The organism is Natronoarchaeum rubrum, from assembly GCF_024494695.1.
Genome location: NZ_JANHDP010000005.1, coordinates 297,617 through 320,196 on the forward strand (window position 1 = coordinate 297,617; position 22,580 = coordinate 320,196).

The window sequence follows — 22,580 nt, forward strand, 5'->3', positions numbered from 1 at the left end:
GTACGTAAATGGGTTTGTTATTTACATTATTAGTTACAGCTGTACATAGTCGAACGTACCCGAGGCAAGCGTGACACTCGACAGTAGTCGTCGACTCCGGCCGTCAGGCGAACGCGACCCGGAGCGTACAGTGGTCAGCGCCCTCCCGCGCGCACTCGGGTTCGCTGATCGAGACGTCGTCGTCGTAGTGGTCCGCGACGCCGAGCACGACGCCGCGCGCCAGCGAGCACAGTTTCCGGTCCGAGTCGTAGGTAACGACGACATCGCCGCCGTCAGCCCCGGTCGCGACGTCGGGCAGGTCCGAGTCCTCGTCCTGGGCGCCGACCCGCTCGTAGACGATTTCCAGCGCCAGCAGCAGCTCCCGCGTCGCCCAGTCGTCCCGGACGTGAGCCTTGAACGTGTTCAACAGCTCCGGAGCGAGACGGCGCCCGAAGGCTCGCTGGACGTCCGCCTCGGACTCGCCGGTCGCGGCCGCCAGCGCCTCGAACACTGCAGTCACTTCCTCGTCGGGGTAGTGCGTCACCGGTAGATACAGCTTCGGCTCCAGCCCCGCGCGGTCGACGATTTCGTCCCACTCGACCGCGTCGATGTCCTCTTCGACGTGCTCTTTGAGCGTTTTGTGAACGATCCCGTGCATACGTTCAGTCCCGTCCTCCCGATCGCGTGCGTCCGTACATACGTCAACCAAGCGTAAGCATCGCGTAAGTATTCCGGCGTTCCGGCGAACCGCAACGGCGTCTGTCGGTCCGGTTCAGCGACGCTCCAGCGCCGCCGCGATCGCCGGCGCGGCGCTGACCTCGCTCTGTGGCCGCTCGATCGTGTCGGTGCCGTAGATCGCCGCGACGCCGGCTCGCGAGAGCTTCGTGACCGCGTTGCTCGCCAGCAGCGGGTGGACGCAGGTGACGTACACGTCGGCGGCGCCCCGGTCGTCGAGCACGCCGACGGCCTCGCTCATCGTCGAGCCGGTCGCGATGATGTCGTCGACGACCACGACGTCCCGCCCCTCGACGGCGGCGTCGCTCGGCGTCACCTCGACGTCGCTGTCCGAGTGGCGGGTCTTCTCGAAGTAGTCGACCTCGCCGCCGCCCGCCGCGTCCCTGACGGTCTCGGCGAGTTCGATCGCGCCCGCGTCGGGCGAGAGATACAGCGGGTCGGTCAGGTCGTCGGGCAGCGGCTCGGCCAACTGATCGGCCGCGGTCACCGCGGTCGCAGACGGCTCGAAAAAGTCACAGACCGCCTCCTCGTGGGGGTCGACGGTGATCACGCGGTCGGCGCCCGTGCTGATCGCCCGCGCGACGGCGCGGGCCGACACCGGTTCGCCGGCCGCGAACGCCCGGTCCTGCCGGGCGTAGCCCATGTACGGCAGCACCGTGACGACCTGCTCGAAGCCGGCCTCGCGGGCGGCGTCCTGCAGCTGGAGCAGTTCGAGGTGGGCGTCGCTCGTCGGCGTCGACGCGACGACGACGGCGCGTTCCCCGTCTGTCTGTCCGATCTGTGCCATCAGTTCACCGTCCGGGAACCGGTCGAACTCGACGGGCGCGAGGGGCTCGTCGAGCTCGCGGGCCAGCGCGGCGGCGATCGACTGGGAGTGGCGTCCGCTGAGGATCATATCCGACCGAACTCCGGCGAGCGGTAAACCCGTTTTCGTTCGGGTCGCGAGCACCGCCGCATTTCTCACTCGGCGACGGCGCAGCCGACGACCCCTCGGAGTCCGAGCGGCTGGTGGCGCCACCCGTCGCCGGCGTCGACCAGAAACGTCCCGTCGGCGGTCGCGACGTACGTCGCCGGACCGTATGCGACGCCCGCGGGATCGGCGTCGACGGGCAGCTCGACCGGGCTCCACTCCCCGCCGCTCGTGCGCGCGTAGAACACACTATCCACGACGGCGTGGGCCCGACCGTCGGCGTCGGCCGCGACGAGCGTCGCGTCGCCCTCTATCTCGCGGGTCCAGCCGTCCTGATACCGGTAGACGCCCGCCGCGGTCGCGGCCAGATCGACCGCGCCCGACGCCACGTCCGCCGCGGCGTCGAGATCGGGGTCATCGAGACGTTCCGAGAGCCGGTAGACGCCGTCGCTCGCCGCTGCGAGATCGCCGTCGATCGCCCGGACGGCGCCGCCAGCGCTCCCGATCTCGCTCCACACGTCGGGATCCGTCGCGGTCGCTACTCGACCGTTCTCGTCGCCGGCGACGACTGCGCCGTCGCGGAAGCCGACCGCGGACGCCGCTCCGAAGCCGAGTTCGAGCGGTTCGTCGCCGAGCAGGACGACGTCCTCGCCCGTCGCGACCGCGATCTGGCCGGCTCGCCCGGCGACGTCGATCGCGGCGGTCCGGTACTCGACGCCGAACTCGCCCACGAGGTCGGCCGACACCGACACCGCCGCGACGCCGACGCCGGAGCCGACGAACGCGCGCGTCCGACCGGATTTCTTCGCGAAGATCCGCTTTTCCTCGATCGTCGTCATGTGATCCGGAACGGTTGGGGCGCCCGAAAGCGTTCCGACGCGCGGCCGAAGGTTCACGCCGCTGGCCGCCGAACGAGCGTCCGTGAGCGATCTCTCAGAGCTGGTCGCCCGGCTCCACGAGCAGTTGCGGGCGACCGAGGAACTCCCCGTCGACCGGACCGCCGGCCGCTGGATCGGCGAGGCTCAGGCCGTCGCCGCCGACGTGGCGGAGGGCGATCCGCCCGAGTCGGTCGTCGCCGATCGGGTCGGCCACGTCCGGCGGCTGCTCGCGGAAGTCGACGACGCCGGCGACGAAGCGGCGACCGAGCACGTCGAGCGGGCGAGCGAACTGGCCGAAGAAATTCTCGATCGGGTCGAGGAGTGACGGCGTCATCGCGTCGGCACTCTCTCGTCGACAGCTGCGCGTCGGCGTCTCCATATCTGCATCCTGCGTCGGCGCCCGGACGTTTATAATCGAACGGGCGGCGACAGCCGGCGTGCCCTGATCACGGTCCCGGCGCGGTCGAGGCGGGTGCGCGGTGCGCCGCGTCGGGTCGACGACCGCAACCTCCGGACAGCGCCGCCTGTCAGCCCCGAACACCCGCCCCAGCGGCTCAGGCGCCGGCGTCGGAGACGACGCCCAGCGCCTCCTCCAGCACCGCGTCGGCTTCCTCGGGGTCACGGGCCTCCGCGGTGACTCGAATCAGCGGCTGGGTCCCGCTCGCGCGCACGAGGAACCACCCGTTCTCCCGATCGACGCGGACGCCGTCGAGCGTCGCGACGTCGTCGTACCGACCGGCGACGAGCTCGCGCACGCGCCCCATCACGTCCTCCTTCGCTTCGGTCTCGACGTTCTCGCGCCGGATCGGATACGTCTCGATTTCTCGGGCGAGTTCCGCGAGCGGCCCGCGGCGCGCGACTAGCGCGGCCAGCCGGCAGGCCGCCAGCGGGCCGTCGGGACACAGCGTCTCCTCGGGCCAGATCCAGGCGCCGCTCGGTTCGCCGCCGAAGACGACATCTGACTCGCTCGCCCGCTCCGCGACGTACACGTCGCCGACGGGCGTGCGGGTCGTCTCGGCCCCGACCGAGGCCAGCGCGTCGGCCACCGCGAGACTGGTGTCGACCGGCACCGCGACGCGGTCGCCCTCCTCTGCTGCCTCGCGGCCGAACAGCGCGAGCAACACGTCGCCCGAGAGGTACGTGCCGTCGCCGGCCACCGCGCGCATCCGGTCGGCGTCGCCGTCGTGGGCGATCCCCAGATCGGCGTCCGTCCCTGCGACGGTCGCCGCGAGCGTCCCGCAGTTCTCCGCGGTGGGTTCGCTCGGCCGTCCGGGGAAACTGCCGTCGGGCTGGGCGTTGAGCGTCTCGACCGAGCAGCCGAGCGCCGCCAGCGCGTCGGCGGTGACGCCGCCGGCGCCGTTGCCTACGTCGACGACGACCGACAGCGGCTCGTCGATCGCGACGGCGTCGGCCAGCCGATCGACGTGGCGCTCGCGTGCGCCGTTCCAGCGCGAGCGCTCGCCCTGGCCGGTCCAGTCGGCCAGTTTCCAGTCCGCCTCTCGGATTCGGCGCTCGATCGTCGTCCGCTGGTCCTCGTCGAACGCCTGCCCGCTCGGCGTCCAGAGCTTGATGCCGTTGTCCGGCGCCGGATTGTGCGAGGCCGTGATCGCGACCCCGGCGTCGGCGTCCCGCCAGCCCACGGCACGGGCGATCGTCGGCGTCGCCGCCAGCCCGAGGTCGATCACGTCCGCGCCGCACTCCCGTGCTCCCGCCGCGAGCGCGTCGGTCAGCACGCGCCCGCTCTCTCGCGGGTCTCTCCCCACGACGATTCGATCGGCGTCGACGCCGACCGCTCGGCCCACCGACAGCGCGAGCTCCGAGGTGACGGTGTCGCCGACGGGGCCGCGGATGCCGCTCGTTCCGAACATACCCTAGACGGGAGCAGGGGGCGACAAAAATAAGCGGTATCTAAACGGTGGGCGCGCTCGCCAACTTTTTGCACCCGCCCCGGCGAGAGAGACCTATGAAGACGAGCGGCGGATCGGCGACGGCGAAGCGCCGCGCGGGCGAGAGCGCGGCCCGGGCAGTCGAAGACGGGCAGGTCGTCGGCCTCGGCACCGGCAGCACGGCGGCCCACGCCATCCGGGCGATCGGCGAGGCCGTCGCGGACGGCCTGTCGGTTCGCGGCGTCCCGACCTCCTTCCAGTCCCGACAGCTCGCGATCGAGGCGGGGATCCCGCTGGTCGAACTGGACGAGGTCGACGGCGTCGATCTGGCGATCGACGGCGCCGATCAGGTTGCGGACGGCCAGCTAATCAAGGGCGGCGGCGCGGCCCACGCCCGCGAGAAGATCGTCGACGCCGCGGCCGACGAACTGCTGGTCGTCGTCGATCCCGGCAAACTCGCCGACCGGCTCGACCGATCGGTCCCCGTTGAGGTGCTGCCCGCGGCGCGGCCGGTCGTCGAGGATCGGATCGCGGCGTTGGGTGGCGAGTCGACGCTCCGGTCGGCCGAGCGCAAGGACGGCCCGGTCGTCACCGACAACGGGAACGTCGTGCTCGACTGCGAGTTCGGCGCCATCGACGCGCCGGCGGATCTGGCTGCCGACCTGTCGGCCGTCCCGGGCATCGTCGAGCACGGCCTGTTCGTCGACCTCGCCGATGAAATCCACGTCGGTCGTGAGGACAGCGTTGACGTCCGAACGCCGTAGCACGGTCGTCGGACTACGTCTGACGGACAGGCAGGTCGCGAGCGATCTGACTACGGCGTCGAGACGCCGGGTGGAGCGGCCGCTCCGGCACAGCAAGACTATCGAGACGCACCATCTACTGGGCGATGTGGCGCCGTCGCTGGTCGATCGGCGTCGATAAAAAATCGGAGCAGGGAACCCTGCTTACAGGTCGCGCGGCTGGACCGTCTTCCGGTCGTTGGCCTCGGCGCGGCGGGCGGCGTCTTCGAGCAGCTCGTCGACCTCTTCGTCGAGGGCGTCGTAGAAATCCGATGCGACGTTCTTGTCGTCGAGCGCTTCCTTCACGGCTGCTTTGACAATGAGGTCTGCCATACGACCTGACATTGAAAACCGCCGTTTATAAACGTTCCCAAATCGGCCGGAGAGCGGGCCTGTGGACGGTATCCTGACCCCCGCTGTCGGACGGATGACAGCGTTCGGCACGATCGAACGGGGTCGGTATTTAATTCTATCCCCGAACCGGCGCCGATTCTCGCTCGCGTCGGTCGAAAAACGACATCTAGGAGTGCGTCCGCGCGGGAGTGGCGGTATGCGCGAATTACTGGACGCCGTCGCGAGCGGCGAGGTCAGCCCCGCCGAGGCGGAGGCCCGTCTCGCGGGCTACGCGACGACGGACGCGGGTCGGTTCGACGCCGCCCGCGAACAGCGACGCGGCGTGCCCGAGGCGGTGTACGCGGAGGGCAAGACCGCCGACGAGGTCGTCGACATGCTGCTGGCATCGCTGGAGACGACCGGGCGAGGCATCGCGACGCGCGTCAGCGACGAACAGGCCGCGGCCGTGCGCGACGCGCTCGACGATGCGGGGCTCGATGCCGACGTCCGATGGCGCGATCGGGCCGGCGTGCTGCTCCTCCACGCCCCCGACTACGAACCGCCGGACGTGGACGCCACCGTTCGGGTCGTCACCGGCGGGACCGTCGATCGCGGCCCGGCCGGCGAGGCCCGCGCCATCGCCGCCGAGATGGGCGCCGCGGTCGAGTTGGTAGAGGACGTCGGCGTCGCCGGCATCGACCGCCTGCTCGATCGGGTCGACAAGTTGCGCGAGGCCGACGTGCTCGTCGTCGCCGCGGGCCGGGAGGGCGCGCTGCCGACCGTCGTCGCCGGGCTCGTCGACACGCCGGTGATCGGGCTGCCGACCAACAGCGGCTACGGCCACGGCGGCGACGGCGAGGCCGCGCTGCTCGGGATGCTCCAGTCGTGTACCGTGCTGTCGACGGTCAACGTCGACGCCGGCTTCGTCGCGGGTGCGCAGGCAGGCCTCATCGCCCGCGCGATCGACGGGCATTGAGCAGTTCCGGCGCGGCGTCTCCGTCGTCGGTGCCGGCCAGCGGAACGAGCCGGAAAATTTCTTCACGAATTACGAACCACGATTGTTTTCTGCGGAAATCTAAGGGGTATTTCGGAAGGATATTTATTGGTCGATCACGTAGTAACGGATGCCGGCGCGTACCGTGCCGGATGTACCCAATGCCCACGTGTGACCACTGCGATGCGCACGTCTCCGACCGGTTCGAGCGAGTGTTCGCCGACGAGCACGGCCGCATCTTCGCGTGTCCGAGCTGCTCGGCTAACGCGGGTATCGCCGAGGCGGCGCGACAGCGAGCCCGCTGAGTGTCGGACCGATCGGGTTGTGCAGCCGCGTGATCACCACGCGAAGCCTTTCTGTGGTTCCGGTGTGATCGACTCGACGTGAGCGACCACTACGTCTACGTACTGGAGTGCGCCGACGGGACGTTCTACACCGGCTACACGACCGACGTCGAGCGACGCGTCGCCGAGCACGACGCCGGCGAGGGGGCCAAGTACACCCGCGGCCGGACGCCGGTCGAACTCGTCCACCGGGAGCGCTTCGATTCGCGATCGGCGGCGATGTCCCGCGAGCACGAACTCAAGCAGCTCTCGCGCCGGCAGAAAGAACGGCTCGTCGGGGCCGAGTAGTCGCTTCCGACGGCCGCTCGCTCCCGGCGCCCGCGATCGGCTGCCGAACGACGCCAGCGCTTTTCTTCGCATCCGTGGATCGTCCGGTATGGCGATCGATACCCTCCTGGTCGCGGTCGGTACCGACGACGGCGTCGACACCGCGACGCTCGCGGACGCGATCGTTCCGCTGGCCGAGTCGACCGACGCGACGGTTCTTCTCGCGCACGCGCTCACGCGAGACGAAGCCGAAACCGCTGCCGAGCAACTCGACGTCGACGTCTCGTCGGGCGGTCACGACCGGCCGACCGAGGAGCCGCCCAGCGGCGGCCAGACGTCGCTGTACCAGAAAATCTGGCCCGGCGACCCGACGTCGACCGACCGGTACGGCGACGCCGGCGACGAGGTCGTCGGGCAGTTCGCCGCCGTCGACGACCTCGACGACGCGCTGGACGCCGCGGCGATCGAGCACGATCTCCTCGGAACGATCGGCGACCCGGCGCCGGAGATCGTCCGACTCGCCGACGAGCGCGACGCCGACATGATCGTCGTCGGTCGGCGCGACCGCTCGGCGACCTCTCAGGCCCTGTTCGGCAGCACGTCGGAGGCGATCGTCGAGCGCTCGCCGGTGCCGGTCGTCGTCGCGAGCGAGGCCTGAGCGTCGTCGCGCCACCACCGTCTTTTTCGCCCCCGCCCCCGAAGCAGGCGTATGGAGACGGCGATCTCGTTCGGGACCGACGGCTGGCGAGCGACGCTCGACGAGTTTACTGCCCCGCGCGTGCGGATGGTCGGACAGGCGGTCGTCGACTACCTCGACGAAGCGGGGCTGGGCGACGACCCGGTCGTCGTCGGCTACGACGCCCGGGAGACCTCCGAGGGGTTCGCCAAGCAACTGGCCCGCGTGCTCGCGGCCGGCGGCCACGACGTGGTGATGCCCGAGCGCGACCGGCCGACGCCGCTGATCGCGTGGGCGATCGTCGACCGCGACCTCGCGGGCGGACTGATGGTGACGGCCTCGCACAACCCGCCGGAGTACAACGGCGTCAAGTTCATCCCCGAGGACGGCGCCCCGGCGCTCCCGGAGGTTACGGACCGGATCATGGAGAATCTCCGGGAACCCGACCCGATACCGGAGTCCGAGCACGGGAGCGTCCGGCGGGTCGATCTGGTCGAGCCCCACGCCGAGCAGGCGTTCGACCTCGTCGACGCCGAGCTCTCCGACCTGACGGTCGCCTACGACGCGATGCACGGCAGCGGCCGCGGGACGACCGACGCCCTGCTCGAACGGGCCGGCGCGACCGTCGAACGGCGCCGCTGCGAGCGCGACCCCGAGTTCGGCGGCGTCTCGCCCGAACCGAACGCCGAGAATCTCGCGGGACTCGTCGACGCCGTCGAGACGGGCGACGCCGATCTGGGGATCGCCAACGACGGCGACTCCGATCGGATCGCGGTCGTCACGCCCGAACGCGGCTTCCTCGACGAAAACCTGCTGTTTGCCGCGCTGTACGACTACCTCCTCGAAGACCAGTCCGGCCCCGCGGTCAGGTCGGTCTCGACGACGTTCCTGATCGACGAAATCGCCGAGGCGAACGGCGAGGACGTCGTCGAGACGCCGGTCGGCTTCAAGTGGATCGCGCAGGCGATGGCCGACCGCGACGCGCTGATCGGGGGCGAGGAGAGCGGCGGGTTCACGATCCGCGGACACGTGCGCGAGAAAGACGGCGTGCTGACGGCGCTGCTCGCCGCCGCCGCCGAGTCCGAGGAGTCGATCGACGAGCGGGTCGACCGCCTGCTCGACGCCCACGGCGACATCGTTCCGGGGAAGATCAGTGTCGACTGCCCCGACGATCAGAAGGCCGAGGCCATGGCGGCGGTAGAGGACGCCCTGCCGGACGAACTTGCGGGTCGAGCCGTCGCCGAGACGAGCACCGTCGACGGCGTCAAACTGCTCCTCGACGACGGTTCGTGGGTGCTCGTCCGACCGAGCGGCACCGAGCCGAAGCTCCGGGTGTACGCCGAAGCCGGGAGTACCGAGGCCGTCGAGGCCCTGCTGGCCGACGGACGCGAACTGGTCGAAGCGAACGTCTGAGCCCGCTACCTCACTCCAGAACGCCCTCGAAGCGCTCGTTCTCGTCGGTTGCCGGTTCGATCGTAAAGCCCAGCGATTCGTAGAACGCCCGAACGTCGGCGTCGAACTCCGCGGTGAGTCGACCGTGGTTCTCGCGGGCGCGCTCGATCAGCGCCGTTCCGACGCCGCGGCCGCGGCGTCGACGCCGGACCGCGATCGCGGCGACGCGGACGCCGCGGCTCTCGCGAGGACTGAGGACGACGGTGCCGACGACGCGCCCGTCTGCGACCGCCACGAGCACGTCGCCCGCTGCCAGTCGCTCGTCGACGTCGTCGACCGCCAGCACGGCGGCGTCGAGCAACCGCCGGACGGCGAGCCGATCATCCGCGGTCGCCGGCCGAACGTCGGCGTCGAGCGGTGCGCTGTCCACGTTCGGGCGGGCGGCCGCGCGAGCCTTGGTCGTTCCGGTCGCACGCCACCCGAGAGACTGGCTCTCAGGGCGACTCCCGCGCTCGGGAAGGCTTTTACAGCCCGAGCCACTACCGGCAAATATGCAGCACGTGAAGATTCCGCAGGACAGGATTGGGGTGCTGATCGGCGAGGGCGGTGCGACGCTGCGCGAGATCGAGCGGCGGGCCGAAGTGCGACTCGACGTCGACTCCGAGAACGGCTCGGTCGGCATCGAGAAGACGGGCGATCCCGTCACGGCGCTCAAGGGACCCGACATCGTCCGTGCGATCGGTCGCGGATTCGCGCCCGACGACGCCATGACCCTGCTCGACGACGACATGATGATGTTCGATCTGGTCGACATCGACGCCGCGGCGCGAAACAAGAACGACCTCAAGCGCAAGAAGGGCCGGCTCATCGGCGAGAACGGCCGCACGCGCGAGCTGATGGAGGAGCTGACCGGCGCGTCGGTCGTCATCTACGGCACGACGCTTGGTACCATCGGCGGGCCCCAGCAGGTCGAAGCCGTCCGCGAGGCCGCCGAGATGATCATCGACGGCGCACCCCACGGCGCGGTGTACTCGTTCCTCGAGCGCAAGCACAACGAGCTGAAACGGCAGGGGCTGGAGTACCACCAGTTTACGGGCTGACCGCTATTCGTCCGTTCGACCCCGACGCAACGCGCTTTTCCGTGGCTGGCGCGAATCTCGGTACGTGACTGACGACTTCTCCGCGAGACGACGCAAACTCCTCCAGAGCGCCGGCGCCGGCGGCACCGCACTACTCGCAGGGTGTACCGAACAGCTCGGCCTCGGGCAGAGTTCCGAGGACGGCAGCGACGGCCCCCGCGAGGCCGGCGTGGTCGCGCGAGTCGACCAGCAGGCGCTCCAGCAGGCCCAGATCGAGGCCCAGCAACAGGCCCAGCAGGACAACGTCAGCCAGCAGGAAGCTCAGCAGGACTATCAGGCACGCCAGCAGGAGATCCTCTCCGAGGCGGTCTCGGCGCTCGTCGACGAGATCGAGTCGAGCACGTCCGCCACCGTCGAACAGGAGTACGACCAGTTCGGCGCCGTCCGCATCTCCGGGTCGGCGAGCGCGCTGATCGACGCGCTGGAACTCGAAAGCTCCCAGTCGCTGGTGGCCGCGACGCAGTTGGAAGAAGCGGCCTCGGGATCGACGAACTCCTCTTCCTCGTAGCGACGACGCCGCCCGCGGTGGGGTTCGATCGCCACGAGTGGCTTATGAATGGCCCGTCCGTGGCCGTCCGCACGCCGTCACGTACGGCGTGTTATTCCTCACCATACCACTCGGAACGAAGGATTTATATAGAACGACAATCAATCCTCTACCGATTATGGCGCAGCAGATGGGCAACCAGCCGATGATCGTACTCTCGGAGGATAGCCAGCGCACCTCCGGAGAGGACGCACAGTCGATGAACATCACAGCCGGGAAGGCCGTCGCCGAGGCCGTCCGCACCACGCTCGGCCCCAAGGGGATGGACAAGATGCTCGTCGACTCGACGGGCAACGTCGTCGTCACGAACGACGGCGTCACCATCCTCAAGGAGATGGAGATCGAGCACCCCGCGGCCAACATGATCGTCGAGGTCGCGGAGACCCAGGAGGACGAGGTCGGCGACGGCACCACGTCCGCCGTCGTCGTCTCCGGCGAACTCCTCAGCGAGGCCGAGGACCTCCTCGACCAGGACATCCACGCGACCACCCTCGCGCAGGGGTACCGCCAGGCCGCCGAGGAAGCCAAGGACATCCTCGAAGGCGTCGCGATCGAGGTCGACGAGGACGACACCGAGATCCTCGAACAGATCGCCGCCACCGCGATGACGGGCAAGGGCGCCGAGAACGCCAAGGACCTGCTCGCTGATCTCGTCGTTCGCGCCGTCAGCAGCGTCGCCGACGACGGCGAGGTCGACACTGACAACATCAAGGTCGAGAAGATCGTCGGCTCGGCCGTCGAGAACTCCGAGCTCGTCGAGGGCGTCCTCGTCGACAAGGAGCGCGTCCACGAGAACATGCCCTATCTCGTCGAGGACGCCGACGTCGCCGTGCTCGACGACGCCCTGGAGGTCCAGGAGACCGAGATCGACGCCGAGGTCAACGTCACCGACCCCGACCAGCTTCAGGACTTCCTCGACCAGGAAGAAGAGCAGCTCAAGGAGATGGTCGACGGGATCGTCGAGTCCGGCGCGGACGTCGTGTTCGCCCAGGACGGCATCGACGACATGGCCCAGCACTACCTCGCCGAAGAGGGCATCCTCGCGACCCGCCGCGTCAAGTCCGACGACGCCACGAAGCTCGCCCGCGCGACGGGCGCCCGCGTCGTGAGTAACGTCAACGACATCGAGTCCGACGACCTCGGCTTCGCCGGCTCGGTCTCCCAGCAGGAGGTCGGCGGCAGCCAGCAGATCCTCGTCGAGGACGTCGAGAACGCCAAGTCCGTCACGCTGCTGCTCCGCGGCGGCACCGAGCACGTCGTCGACGAGATCGAGCGCGCCATCGAGGACTCGCTCGGCGTCGTCAGCGTCACGCTCGAGGACGGCAAGGTGCTGCCCGGCGGCGGCGCCCCCGAGACCGAGCTCGCTCTGCAGCTGCGCCAGTTCGCCGACTCGGTCGGCGGCCGCGAGCAGCTCGCCGTCGAGGCGTTCGCCGACGCGCTGGAAGTCGGCCCCCGCACGCTCGCCGAGAACGCCGGTCTCGACTCGATCGACTCGCTCGTCGAGCTCCGCAGCGAGCACGACGCCGGCAACGACGCCGCCGGTCTCGACGCCTACACGGGCGACGTGATCGACATGGAGGAGGAGGGCGTCGTCGAGCCGCTCCGCGTCAAGACTCAGGCCATCGAGTCCGCCACCGAGGCGGCCGTGATGATCCTGCGCATCGACGACGTCATCGCCGCGGGCGACCTGAAGGGCGGCGAAGTCGGTAACGACGACGACGACGCCGGCGGCCCGCCCGCGGGCGGCCCCGGCGGCGCGCCCGGCGGCATGGGCGGCGGTATGGGCGGCGGCATGGGCGGCATGATGTAAGCTCGGCCCATCTGCCTGCAGCTACGTCACCGCGCCGATCCGCACCGCTCGCCGAACGAACGCGCGTTTTTCTTTCGTACTCGCTCGACAGCGGCGGCGCTCGCGCTCGGACGACGGTTGCGGGCACGCAGCGGCGTCGTGACGCCGACGCTCGGCTCCGCGGCGTCGGCGCCGCAGTTCGGCAGCACGTATTAAGTGCCATCCCGCAAAATTTGCCAGCCATGGAGACGCTGTTGCTCAACGGGGAGGACGTCGAGGCGAACGCTGACACGGGTGCCATGATCGCGGCCGTCGAGGCGGCGTTCGCGGCCTACGAACGCGGAGACGTTCAGATGCCCGCCAAGTCCTACGTCGATCTCCCGCAGTACAACGGGGACTTCCGATCGATGCCGGCGTACGTCGAGACCGACGAGTGGGACGCCGCCGCGGTGAAGTGGGTGAACGTCCACCCCGACAACCCCGCCGACCACGACCTCCCGACCGTGATGGGAACGCTGATTTACTCCGACCCCGAGACGGCGTTCCCCCGCTCGGTCATGGACGGAACGGCGCTGACGATGAAACGAACCGGCGCCGCCGCGGCCGTGGCGACCGACCACCTCGCGGTCGACGACGCGACGAGTCTCGGCATCGTCGGCGCCGGCGTCCAGTCGTACACTCAGTTGAACGCGATCGCCGAGGTGCGTCCGATCGAGGAGGTCGTCGTCGCCGATCAGAACGACGAGCGCGTCGCGGACTTCGTCGACGCCTTCGAGGACCGGTTCGACGTGCGGGGCGGATCGATCTCGGAGGCGGGCCACTGCGACGTGCTCTCGACGGTGACGCCGGTGCGCGAGCCGATCGTCGGCGCCGACGACCTGGGCGAGCGTACGCACGTCAACGCCATCGGCGCCGACGCCGCCGGGAAACACGAGATCGCGGACGAGGTGCTGCTGGACGCCAAACTCGTCATCGACGATTACGAGCAGTGCACCCACTCCGGCGAGATCAACGTCCCCTGGAGCGAGGGCGCGCTCGACGAGGACGACCTCTACGCCGAACTCGGCGAGATTGTCGCGGGCGGGAAGGAGGGCCGGACGAGCGAGGACGCCGTCACCGTCTTCGACTCGACGGGGCTGGCGATCCAGGACGTCGCGGCCGCTCGCGTCGTCTACGAGAACGCCCGCGAGAACGGCGACGGGTACGAGTTCGAGATGATCGATCTCGGCTGAGGGGACGGGCGATCCGCTCGGCCGGCCGTCGGCGTCGCGCCTACTCGCCGCTGAACCGGTCGAGCACCTTCGTGATCAGCCAGACGATCACGATAAAGGGGAGCAGCGGCACCAGCAGGACCAGCATCCCGACCAGAATGCTCCATCCGATGACGTCCATGCCGGGGTCCTTGTGCCCGCGGGTCCCGGGCGTCACTGTGCGCAGCACCTTCTTCGGCAGCGGGGGATCCTCGGCGTCGCTCATGTCCGTAGATTGGGCGGACCGAGGGATAAAGGCGCGGTCGCGATGCCGCCCCGACTCAATCGTCGTTCGAGTCGACTCCGCTCTCGACCGCGGCGTCGCCGCCGGCATCGCCGACGCGTGAGCCGCCACCCAGCGCCGTCTCGCGCAGGTCGGACTCGATCTCCTCGAGCGACCGGCCCGTCGTCTCTGGGACGAAGGCGTACGCGAACGCGAACGCGGCGACGCTCAGCGCCGCGAACGTCCAGAACGTCCCCGCCTCGCCGACGGTGTCGACGAGGTAGGGGAACGACTGTGCGACCGCGAGGTTCGCCGCCCAGTTGACGACCGTGGTGACCCCCACCGCGGTGCCGCGGACCTTCAGCGGATAGATCTCGGAGTTGAGCAGCCAGAACACCGGTCCGAGGCCGATCGCGAAGAAGGCGACGTACAGCATCAGGCTGGCCACCGCGATCAGCCCGACCGCGCCCGAGAGACCGGGCAGGAAGTACGCCGCGCCGAGTCCGGTCAGCGTCACGATCATGCCGGCCAGCCCGACGAGCAACAGCGGCCGCCGGCCGACGCGATCGATCAGCAGCAGCGCGACGAGCGTCATCGTCACGTTGACGACGCCGATGACTACCGTCGCAAGCAGCGACCCGCTGGCGCCGAAACCGGTCGATTCGAGGATCGACGGCCCGTAGTACATCACCGTGTTGATCCCCGTCAGCTGCTGGAACGCCGCCAGCCCGATACCGACGACCAGCATCGGGCGGACCCACGGCGCGAGCAGGTCCCGCAGGCTCGCGTCCTCGCGCTCGGCCTTCTCCTCGATCTCGCGCAGTTCGGGCTCGACCTGTTCGCTCGTCCGGACCGACGCGAGCACGTCGCGGGCCTCGTCCTCGCGGCGCTGCTCGAACAGCCAGCGCGGGCTCTCGGGCATGAACAGCATCCCGACGAACAGGGCTGCGGCGGGGACCGTCCCGGCGCCGAGCATCCAGCGCCAGACGGCCGCGCCCTCGAAGGCGATGTTCGTCACCGCCGTCACGAGCAACTCCTCGGCGAACGCGTAGTTCACCAGGTAGGAGGTCAGCAGCCCGAACGTGACGGCGAACTGGAACAGCGTCACCATGCCGCCACGGATGTCGGCCGGCGCGATCTCGGAGATGTACAGCGGGCCGATCATCGACGCCAGCCCGACGGCGACGCCGTCGATCACGCGGCCGACGAACAGCCACTCGATCGTCGGCGCGACGGCCATGATCGCCGAGCCGACGAAGAACACGACCGCGGCGACGAGGATCACGCGTCGGCGTCCGATCCGGTCCGAGAGCCGGCCGCCGACCGCCGCGCCGGCGATCGCGCCGACCAGCGCGCCGCTGACGACGAACCCCTCGACGAGCGATTCGTCCATCGCGATCCCGAACAGCGACGTCATCTCGAAGGTGTCGGGAATAAAGAGTAAGGCTCCGGAGATGACGCCGGTGTCGAAGCCAAAGAGAAGCCCGGTCAGCGCCGCCAGCGCGCCGATGACGTAGACGAACGGGTTTCGTTCGCCTGTCGACGTTCCTGTGGGTGTCGTTGACATAAGTATCGGTTACAACCCGACCGTTCCGAACGCTCATTAACAAATACGTCGATCTTTCTGAAATAAATGACCGTTAAAACCATCTATCGTCGCATTATTCATTTCTGAGCGGCGTTCGGTTAATGCACATCTTTCCGTTCATCGTCGGCGTCGGGGCGGGCACCGCTCGTCACTTCGGGGCGCTACGGGCTCGTCGCTTCGGCTTCACAGCGGCGTCGTCACGTCGCCGCGACCGGCCGGCGGGATCGCGGTCTGACAGCCCCGGAAGTCGGATGGAAAGGTATAGGGCGCCGACCCGCCGAATCACGTACAAGCTGATGAGTATGGAGAGCTACGACCACGCCGCCGTGGAGGCCCGCTGGCAGGAGGCGTGGGACGACGCGGACGTGCATCGGACGCCCGACGACGTCGAGGACCCGACGTACGTCCTCGGAATGTACCCCTACCCCTCCGGCAAGCTCCACATGGGCCACGTCCGGAACTACACGATTACGGACGCGTACGCCCGCTACCGGCGGCTGCGCGGCGACGACGTGCTCCACCCGATGGGGTGGGACTCGTTCGGACTGCCCGCCGAGAACGCCGCCAAGGAGCGGGACACCAACCCGCGGGACTGGACGTTGGACTGCATCGACACGATGAAGGGCCAGATGGAGTCGATGGGCTTCGGGTACGACTGGGAGCGCGAGATCACCACCTGCACGCCCGAGTACTACCGCTGGAACCAGTGGCTGTTCCGACGGTTCGTCGAGGAGGACCTCGCCGAGCGCCGGGACGCCGATGTCAACTGGTGTCCCGACTGCGAGACCGTCCTCGCCGACGAGCAGGTCGAGGGCGAGGAGGAACTCTGCTGGCGCTGCGGCCACCCGGTCGAGGAGCGCGAGCTCGAACAGTGGTTCCTGCAGATCACCGACTACGCCGACGAGCTGCTCGAAGACATCGACGAGCTGGAGGGCTGGCCCGATTCGGTCCGCCAGATGCAGCGCAACTGGATCGGCCGCCAGCACGGTACGCACCTGCCGTTCGAGATCGACACCGCGGGCGACGACGGCCGGAGCTACGGCTCGGTCGACGCCTTCACGACGCGGGCCGACACCGTTCACGGCGCGACGTTCTTCGCGCTGGCGCCGGACCACCCGATCGCCGAAGAGCTGGCCGAGGAAGACGACGCGGTCCACGAGTTCGTCGAACACGAGGCCGACCCCGACGGCGACGAGCCCAACGGCGTCGAGACCGACCTCGTGGCGACCAACCCCGTCAACGGCGACGAACTGCCCGTCTACGTCGCCGACTTCGTGCTCTCGGACGTCGGCACCGGCGCGCTGATGGCCGTCCCCGGCCACGACGAGCGCGACCACGCCTTCGCCGAGAAGAAGGGCATCGACGTCCGCCCCGTGATCGCGCCCGAACCCGAGGAGGGCGAGGATCCCGAGGCGCCCGACGTCTCGGAAGCTGCGTTCACCGACGACGGCGTGCTCGTCAACTCCGGCGAGTACTCCGGGCTGGACAGCGAGACCGCCCGCGAGCGGATTACTGAGGACACCGAGGGCGCCGACGAAGCCACCCAGTACCGTCTGCGTGACTGGGGCATCTCCCGGCAGCGCTACTGGGGGACGCCGATCCCGGTCGTCCACTGTGACGACTGCGGCTCGGTGCTGGTGCCCGAGGAGGACTTGCCGGTCGAGCTGCCCGAGTTCGTCAACACCACCGGAAATCCGCTGGACGCCGCCGAGGAGTGGAAACAGACGACGTGTCCCGACTGCGGTGGCGAGGCCACCCGCGAGACCGACACGATGGACACGTTCTTCGACTCCTCGTGGTACTTCCTGCGGTACGTCTCGCCGGACATCGAGGACGCGCCCTTCGATCTGGAGCGGGCCAACGACTGGATGCCCGTCGATCAGTACGTCGGCGGCATCGAGCACGCCGTGATGCACCTGCTGTACTCGCGCTTTTTCACGAAGGTGCTGGCCGACTACGAGGGCCTGGAGCACCGCGAGCCCTTTAGTAATCTGCTGGCCCAGGGGATGGTCCAGCTGGAGGGCGAGAAGATGTCCAAGTCCAAGGGCAACGTCGTCTCGCCCCAGCGCATCGTCGAGGAGTACGGCGCCGACACCGCCCGCCTGTTCATGATGCAGGCCGCCCGCCCCGAGCGGGACTTCGACTGGAAGGAGGAGGGCGTCCGCTCGACCCACCAGTTCCTGAACCGGCTGAAGAACGTGGTCGACGAGTTCGAGAGCAGCCAGTCCGGCGATCGCGACCCGATCGACCGCTACGTCGCCGACGAGATCGACGCCGCCGTCGCCGTCGCGACCGACGAGTACGACTCGCTGACGTTCAACGAGGCGCTGCGCGAGGCCCAGTCGCTGGTCCGGACGCTCCGGCAGTACGAGGAGTACGCCGACGTCCACGCCGAGACGTTCGAGCGCGGCCTCTCGGTCGCGGTGCGCCTGCTGGCGCCGGTCGCGCCCCACCTCGCCGAGGAGCTCTGGACCGAGCTGGGCAACGACGGCTTCGTCGCCGAGGCCGAGTGGCCCGAGGCCGACGTCGACCGCGAGACCGTCGAGCAGCGCCGCAACCTGGTCGAGAACACCCGCGAGGACGTCCGCCAGATCGTCGACGTCGCCGGGATCGAGGACCCCGATCGCGTCGACGTCGTCGTGACGCCCGAGTGGAAGTACGACGCCCTGGAGATCGCCGTCGAGAGCGACGCCGACAATCTGATCTCCGAACTGATGCAGAACGGCGAGATCCGCGAGCAGGGCGATGCCGCCGCCAGCTACGGACAGGATCTGCAAGAAGAGCGCGAGGCGCTCTCGAAGACGCTCGCACCCGACGCCGAGTACGAGGCGTTGGAGGCCGCCGCGTGGCTGGTCGAGCGCGAGTTCGACGCGCCGGTCCGCGTGGTTCGCGCCGCTGAGGCCGACGATGACGTGGTCAACAAGGCCGAGCCCGGACGGCCCGCGATCGATATCGTGGAGTAACGGCGCTCGTCTGTAGCTCTCTCCGCGTTCGTCTGGACGTCCTATCGCCTGATCAAATCCTGGCCTAGATCACGAGGAGCCGGTGACCTCGATCGTGAATCCCCAGTCGAGGGTCCCATCCTCGGACATCCCGTCCGGCGCTTCCGTGATTTTCACATTGCTCTCATAGCGGTACGCTCCCGGAACGAAACAGCCGTCCACGCCGAGGTGGTTGACGGGGATGGCTTCTGTATCGACCGTTTCCCCGGATTCGAGCCGATGGGTTGGCCACCCTTCGTACGTGGAAGTGATAACATCGCTACCGTTCGGGTTGTCCGGACAGTTCGGTGAGTACTCCCTGTCGGGAGTGTCAGGTGCGTCGGGGGAGAACAGGAGCAGCACCTTCTCGTCACTGTCCTCGTTGAGATTCTTGTAGACTGGAGGCTGGACGCGGACTACTCCGTCGCTCTCGTTCGTCGTCGTAACCTCGAATACTGCCGTCCGGTCGGCGGTGATGCGTTCTTGCGTTACGCTCACGTCGATCCGAACGGGACTCGACTCCGGGAGGTCGTCGACGTTCGACACGTCAGCGGCTCGTTCGAATCCTTCGCCGTCGTCGGTCGCCCGGCTATCGTCCCCGAAACTACCGCCGGCCAGAGCGCCGCTCGTACAGCCGCTACCCGCGGCGAGTACCGCGATGAGCGATGATGTGAGTAGTTCTCGCCGCCGCATACGATCGACTTAGTGTCGGAGGTGCAAAAATATTCAATGGAGAGCTGGTTGATTTATTCGCCCGTTACTATTAGAGCGCCGCGCCCCTACCACGCTACTGAAACTCGCCGGTCCTCGAACGATCGGGATTAGCCAGGATTTCCCCGTTCCACTATCGTTCCACAGGTGAAGGATCGATATCGAAGAGTAAGCGCGGATCTCAGATATTATTTATATCCTGTTGTTCTGGATTGCCGTATTCTGACCTCACCACCAAGTATAATGATTATTAGCTGTAGGTGATTGTCTACGATACGTGTCCGTCGCTGCCTGACGTCCAGCTTCCCTCAATTACGAGGGACGATCAAGATCGTCACTTGTTATTAGAACGTATCGACCTCGTACTCTGCGACCCATCCCGTTGGGTAATCAGCGAGTACTTCCCATTCGTTTACATAATACATATCAACACCACTATCGGGATCGTATCCCGTTGCACTTACGTAACCTTTTGCGCTCGGTGCTGCTTTGTCGAGTATCTCTGAGTGGACGTCTGCATCCTCGTAAATGTATGCGCCGTAGTCCTTGCTTGTCAAGATGTAGTCCGGTTCACTATGTGAAGCACTAGCCGTGGTGGTGGCTATCAAACCACCGCCCAGCAGGGTACCTGTTTGCTTCAGTAGAGTGCGTCGATTCGTTTGATTGCTATTGGACATAGCGTTTAGTTTCTAACTTCGAGGCATAATATAACTTCCTATGTATGTATTATTATCTAGTTATGGAGTGTTGGTCCCCGCGGTTATTACGGACTGTGAGCGCTATTCACTGGTCTGACCCCTGTTACTGCCAGATCCTATGTAACTATGTTTGTTAGGCGGTATCGCTCATTGTCCCCACTATCTCTACATTCGCGGCTGGTAGAATCGCCGGTATACTCTTCGTATGATGGGGTCGAACGTCTTTAATCGACTCTGCAAGCTGGTCCCGTCTTCCGATGTTCAGCGGTCTATCGCTCCGTCTCCGGTCGGATACTCGCGGTGCTCCAACCCCTCGACCGCCGGTCCCGAGAGGATCTCGCCGTCGTAGTCGAACCGCGAGCCGTGACACGGGCAGTCCCAGGAGCGCTCGGCGTCGTTCCAGGTGACGAGACAGCCCATGTGCGGGCAGGTCGCGTCGACCGCGTGGACCGCGCCGTCCTCGTCGCGGTAGACGCCTGTCGGCCGACCCTGTTCGCGCAGGACGTTCGCCTCGCCGGGCCGGGGCAGGTCCTCGCGGTCGTGCAGCAGCGTTCTGACCCGGTCACCGACGAAGCGCGCGCCGACGACCGCGTTCTCCGCGAAGAAGTTCTTGGCCGACGCTTTCGGCGTCACGCGCTTCGGGTCGAACAGGTCGGCGTAGTGGCTCCGGCCCATCTCGATCAGGTCGGCGATCAGCATCCCCGCCGCGGTGCCGCCGGTCATCCCCCAGCCGTCGAACCCCGTCGCGACGTACACGTCGCCGGCGCCGGGTCCGATTTCCCCGACGTAGGGGATCCCGTCGACCGTCGAGTAGTCGTGAGTCGACCAGCGGTACGCCACCGACTCGACGTCGAACCGGCTGCGGGCGTACGCCTCGCAGCGCCGGTAGCGCTCGGAGGTCGGCGGGCCGCCGAGGCTCGGTTCGTGGCTCTGCCCCCCGACGATCAGGTACTCCTCGCCGTCCGATCGGTACGGTCGCATCGTCGCCGGCGGCGACGCCGCGCTGTAGTACATCCCCTCGGGCACCTCGCCGGCGATCTCGACGGCGAGCAGATACGCGCGGTGCGGGTGGGTGCGCGCGAAGTAGCCCCCGCGGTCGTAGATCGGGAACTGCGTCGCGACGACCACGTCGTCGGCGACGACGGCGCCGCGATCGGTTTCGACGCGGTTGGGCGCGCCGGCGTCCACGTCGGTCGCGCGCGTCTCCTCGAACACGTAGCTCCCGTCGCCGTGGATAGCCTCGACGACGCCCAGGAGATACTTGCGCGGGTGGAACTCGGCCTGCTCGGCGAACTTGACCGCCGCTTCGACGTCGAACGGCAGGTCGGTTTCCTGGACGAACGCTGACGGAAGCCCGGCCTGCGTGGCCGCGCGGTCCTCCTCGCGGATCTTGCTGACGTTCTCCTCGGACTCGGCGTAGACGTACGACGGCGTCCGCCGGAACTGGGCGTCGATGCCGTGCTTCTCGACGATGCGTTCGACCTCGTCGATCGCGGCCTCGTTCGCCCGGCCGTACTGCTCGGCGGTGCGCCGGTCGAACTTCTCGGTCAGCGTACTATATCGAAGCCCGTGCTGGGACGTCACCTTCGCCGTGGTGTGGCCCGTCGCGCCGGTGACGACCCGGTCGGCCTCGACGACCGCGACTGTCGAGCCGCGCTCTTTCAGTTCGAGGGCGGTCGTCAGCCCCGCGATCCCCCCGCCGACGACGGCGACGTCGACGTGCAGGCCGCCGTCGAGCGGGTCGTAGTCGGTCGTCGGCGTCGTCGCGAGCCACAGCGACTCCGGGTCGTCGGCGCGACGCGTCGTTCCGGTCGGCGTTGTGTCCTCGGACATTGCTCCCCCGTCTCGGAGCACCACGAACGCGGACGTAAAACCCGGCCGCGCGATGCTATCGAGCGATCGATGCTACCGGGAGTTGTTGCCGATTCCCTTCCCTTGAGTACGCCGAGCTGCTCACGTCGAGCTCGTGGGCGAGTTTGCCGACGCCGTCCAGAAGCGCCTTCGCGAGCGCCTCGCCGAGCGGCGGCCCTCGCTCGACTGGCAGACCGAGTACCGCGTCGGCCCGACGCCGGTCGACGTGGCCGGCGTCGACAGCGGCGGTGCTGGGGAATCGGCGACAGCGAAAACGCTCGCGCTGGTCGAACTGGAGTGGCGCCGCGCCGACCCGGCCGACAACTCCGCGAAACTGTTCCGCCACCTCGCTGACGGCGCGCTCGACGAGCACGACCGGATCGTCGTCTGTCAGGTCTTTACGGGGTACTACGACCTCGCGCGCGGCGGCGTCTCCTCGAAGCGAGAGAACGCCGAGTTCGTCGGTCGGGTTGCCGCCGAGGCGTTCGACCGGGTCTCCTACGAACCCGTAAACTTCGATCTCGACCCGCCGAAGCGCGGCGGCGAGTGGCCCGACGACTGGCGAGGTCGGGCGGACGACTGCGCCCGTCGGATCGACGATCTGCTCGGTTGACGACCCGCTCGCCG

24 protein-coding genes are annotated in these 22,580 nt (G+C 68.1%); 13 read left to right on the forward strand and 11 right to left on the reverse strand.

Translation table 11 applies throughout. The features are described 5' to 3' along the window. Positions 1 to 103 precede the first annotated feature (103 nt). The 3 genes from NO931_RS14990 to NO931_RS15000 all read right to left on the reverse strand — a co-directional run bounded on the left by NO931_RS14990 (position 104) and on the right by NO931_RS15000 (position 2,463). Positions 104 to 637 carry a heme NO-binding domain-containing protein gene (locus NO931_RS14990; RefSeq protein ID WP_256393163.1) on the reverse strand — a complete coding sequence of 178 codons (534 nt, stop codon included), beginning with the start codon at positions 635 to 637 and terminating at the stop codon, positions 104 to 106. 114 nt (positions 638 to 751) lie between these two features. After that, positions 752 to 1,609 carry a ribose-phosphate diphosphokinase gene (locus NO931_RS14995; protein WP_256393164.1) on the reverse strand — a complete coding sequence of 286 codons (858 nt, stop codon included), beginning with the start codon at positions 1,607 to 1,609 and terminating at the stop codon, positions 752 to 754. Between the two features lie 65 nt (positions 1,610 to 1,674). Beyond that, a complete protein-coding gene (locus tag NO931_RS15000) occupies positions 1,675 to 2,463 on the reverse strand; it encodes an HVO_0234 family beta-propeller protein (protein WP_256393165.1) in 789 nt (262 codons plus the stop codon). A gap of 82 nt (positions 2,464 to 2,545) precedes the next feature. On the opposite strand from NO931_RS15000, the gene NO931_RS15005 reads away from it, so the two are divergent. Continuing rightward, entirely contained in the window at positions 2,546 to 2,827 is a 282-nt protein-coding gene (locus NO931_RS15005; protein ID WP_256393166.1) for a DUF8152 family protein, read from the forward strand. Between the two features lie 229 nt (positions 2,828 to 3,056). Here NO931_RS15005 and glmM read toward each other — a convergent pair whose 3' ends face one another. Beyond that, positions 3,057 to 4,370, reverse strand: coding sequence for a phosphoglucosamine mutase (gene glmM / locus NO931_RS15010; RefSeq protein ID WP_256393167.1), 1,314 nt, complete (start codon positions 4,368 to 4,370; stop codon positions 3,057 to 3,059). A 95-nt stretch (positions 4,371 to 4,465) separates the two neighbouring features. On the opposite strand from glmM, the gene rpiA reads away from it, so the two are divergent. After that, positions 4,466 to 5,152 carry a ribose-5-phosphate isomerase RpiA gene (gene rpiA, locus NO931_RS15015; RefSeq protein WP_256393168.1) on the forward strand — a complete coding sequence of 229 codons (687 nt, stop codon included), beginning with the start codon at positions 4,466 to 4,468 and terminating at the stop codon, positions 5,150 to 5,152. A gap of 183 nt (positions 5,153 to 5,335) precedes the next feature. Here rpiA and NO931_RS15020 read toward each other — a convergent pair whose 3' ends face one another. Beyond that, positions 5,336 to 5,503: a DUF1931 family protein gene (locus NO931_RS15020; RefSeq protein WP_004267503.1), complete on the reverse strand. Its 168-nt coding sequence runs from the start codon at positions 5,501 to 5,503 to the stop codon at positions 5,336 to 5,338. Positions 5,504 to 5,720: 217 nt separating this feature from the next. On the opposite strand from NO931_RS15020, the gene larB reads away from it, so the two are divergent. The 5 genes from larB (at position 5,721) to NO931_RS15040 (ending at position 9,197) form a co-directional block, all read left to right on the forward strand. Then, on the forward strand, positions 5,721 to 6,479 hold the full coding sequence (gene larB / locus NO931_RS15025; protein ID WP_256393169.1) for a nickel pincer cofactor biosynthesis protein LarB: 759 nt from the start codon (positions 5,721 to 5,723) through the stop codon (positions 6,477 to 6,479). A gap of 179 nt (positions 6,480 to 6,658) precedes the next feature. Beyond that, on the forward strand, positions 6,659 to 6,802 hold the full coding sequence (locus tag NO931_RS20935; RefSeq protein WP_343773300.1) for a DUF7563 family protein: 144 nt from the start codon (positions 6,659 to 6,661) through the stop codon (positions 6,800 to 6,802). A 78-nt stretch (positions 6,803 to 6,880) separates the two neighbouring features. Further along, on the forward strand, positions 6,881 to 7,129 hold the full coding sequence (locus NO931_RS15030; protein WP_256393170.1) for a GIY-YIG nuclease family protein: 249 nt from the start codon (positions 6,881 to 6,883) through the stop codon (positions 7,127 to 7,129). An 88-nt stretch (positions 7,130 to 7,217) separates the two neighbouring features. Then, positions 7,218 to 7,766, forward strand: coding sequence for a universal stress protein (locus tag NO931_RS15035; RefSeq protein WP_256393171.1), 549 nt, complete (start codon positions 7,218 to 7,220; stop codon positions 7,764 to 7,766). Positions 7,767 to 7,817: 51 nt separating this feature from the next. Then, a complete protein-coding gene (locus tag NO931_RS15040) occupies positions 7,818 to 9,197 on the forward strand; it encodes a phosphoglucomutase/phosphomannomutase family protein (RefSeq protein WP_256393172.1) in 1,380 nt (459 codons plus the stop codon). Positions 9,198 to 9,207: 10 nt separating this feature from the next. Here NO931_RS15040 and NO931_RS15045 read toward each other — a convergent pair whose 3' ends face one another. Then, positions 9,208 to 9,606: a GNAT family N-acetyltransferase gene (locus tag NO931_RS15045; RefSeq protein WP_256393173.1), complete on the reverse strand. Its 399-nt coding sequence runs from the start codon at positions 9,604 to 9,606 to the stop codon at positions 9,208 to 9,210. Positions 9,607 to 9,727: 121 nt separating this feature from the next. Between NO931_RS15045 and NO931_RS15050 the strand changes: the two genes are divergently transcribed. The 4 genes from NO931_RS15050 (at position 9,728) to NO931_RS15065 (ending at position 13,883) form a co-directional block, all read left to right on the forward strand. Beyond that, on the forward strand, positions 9,728 to 10,276 hold the full coding sequence (locus tag NO931_RS15050) for a 16S rRNA 3'-interacting factor aDim2p (protein ID WP_256393174.1): 549 nt from the start codon (positions 9,728 to 9,730) through the stop codon (positions 10,274 to 10,276). A gap of 64 nt (positions 10,277 to 10,340) precedes the next feature. After that, positions 10,341 to 10,823 carry a hypothetical protein gene (locus tag NO931_RS15055; RefSeq protein WP_256393175.1) on the forward strand — a complete coding sequence of 161 codons (483 nt, stop codon included), beginning with the start codon at positions 10,341 to 10,343 and terminating at the stop codon, positions 10,821 to 10,823. Between the two features lie 157 nt (positions 10,824 to 10,980). Further along, positions 10,981 to 12,672, forward strand: coding sequence for a thermosome subunit alpha (gene thsA / locus NO931_RS15060; protein WP_256393176.1), 1,692 nt, complete (start codon positions 10,981 to 10,983; stop codon positions 12,670 to 12,672). Positions 12,673 to 12,893: 221 nt separating this feature from the next. Beyond that, positions 12,894 to 13,883 (forward strand): ornithine cyclodeaminase family protein, encoded by a 990-nt coding sequence (locus NO931_RS15065; protein ID WP_256393177.1) that lies wholly within the window; start codon positions 12,894 to 12,896, stop codon positions 13,881 to 13,883. Positions 13,884 to 13,923: 40 nt separating this feature from the next. On the opposite strand, the gene NO931_RS15070 is transcribed toward NO931_RS15065, so the two are convergent. Together NO931_RS15070 and NO931_RS15075 are read right to left on the reverse strand one after the other, a co-directional pair. Next, on the reverse strand, positions 13,924 to 14,127 hold the full coding sequence (locus NO931_RS15070) for a DUF7535 family protein (RefSeq protein ID WP_256393178.1): 204 nt from the start codon (positions 14,125 to 14,127) through the stop codon (positions 13,924 to 13,926). 55 nt (positions 14,128 to 14,182) lie between these two features. Continuing rightward, entirely contained in the window at positions 14,183 to 15,691 is a 1,509-nt protein-coding gene (locus NO931_RS15075; RefSeq protein WP_256393179.1) for a sugar porter family MFS transporter, read from the reverse strand. A 317-nt stretch (positions 15,692 to 16,008) separates the two neighbouring features. Between NO931_RS15075 and leuS the strand changes: the two genes are divergently transcribed. After that, positions 16,009 to 18,675 carry a leucine--tRNA ligase gene (gene leuS, locus NO931_RS15080; RefSeq protein ID WP_256393180.1) on the forward strand — a complete coding sequence of 889 codons (2,667 nt, stop codon included), beginning with the start codon at positions 16,009 to 16,011 and terminating at the stop codon, positions 18,673 to 18,675. 69 nt (positions 18,676 to 18,744) lie between these two features. On the opposite strand, the gene NO931_RS15085 is transcribed toward leuS, so the two are convergent. From NO931_RS15085 to NO931_RS15095, 3 genes are all read right to left on the reverse strand, one after another. Then, complete coding sequence (locus NO931_RS15085; RefSeq protein ID WP_256393181.1) at positions 18,745 to 19,239, reverse strand: hypothetical protein; 495 nt, start codon at positions 19,237 to 19,239, stop codon at positions 18,745 to 18,747. A 509-nt stretch (positions 19,240 to 19,748) separates the two neighbouring features. Then, positions 19,749 to 20,081, reverse strand: a complete 333-nt coding sequence (locus NO931_RS15090) for a hypothetical protein (protein WP_256393182.1) — start codon at positions 20,079 to 20,081, stop codon at positions 19,749 to 19,751. Positions 20,082 to 20,363: 282 nt separating this feature from the next. After that, positions 20,364 to 21,935, reverse strand: a complete 1,572-nt coding sequence (locus NO931_RS15095; RefSeq protein WP_256393183.1) for an FAD-dependent oxidoreductase — start codon at positions 21,933 to 21,935, stop codon at positions 20,364 to 20,366. Between the two features lie 133 nt (positions 21,936 to 22,068). Between NO931_RS15095 and NO931_RS15100 the strand changes: the two genes are divergently transcribed. Further along, positions 22,069 to 22,566 (forward strand): hypothetical protein, encoded by a 498-nt coding sequence (locus tag NO931_RS15100; protein WP_256393184.1) that lies wholly within the window; start codon positions 22,069 to 22,071, stop codon positions 22,564 to 22,566. Positions 22,567 to 22,580: the final 14 nt, after the last annotated feature.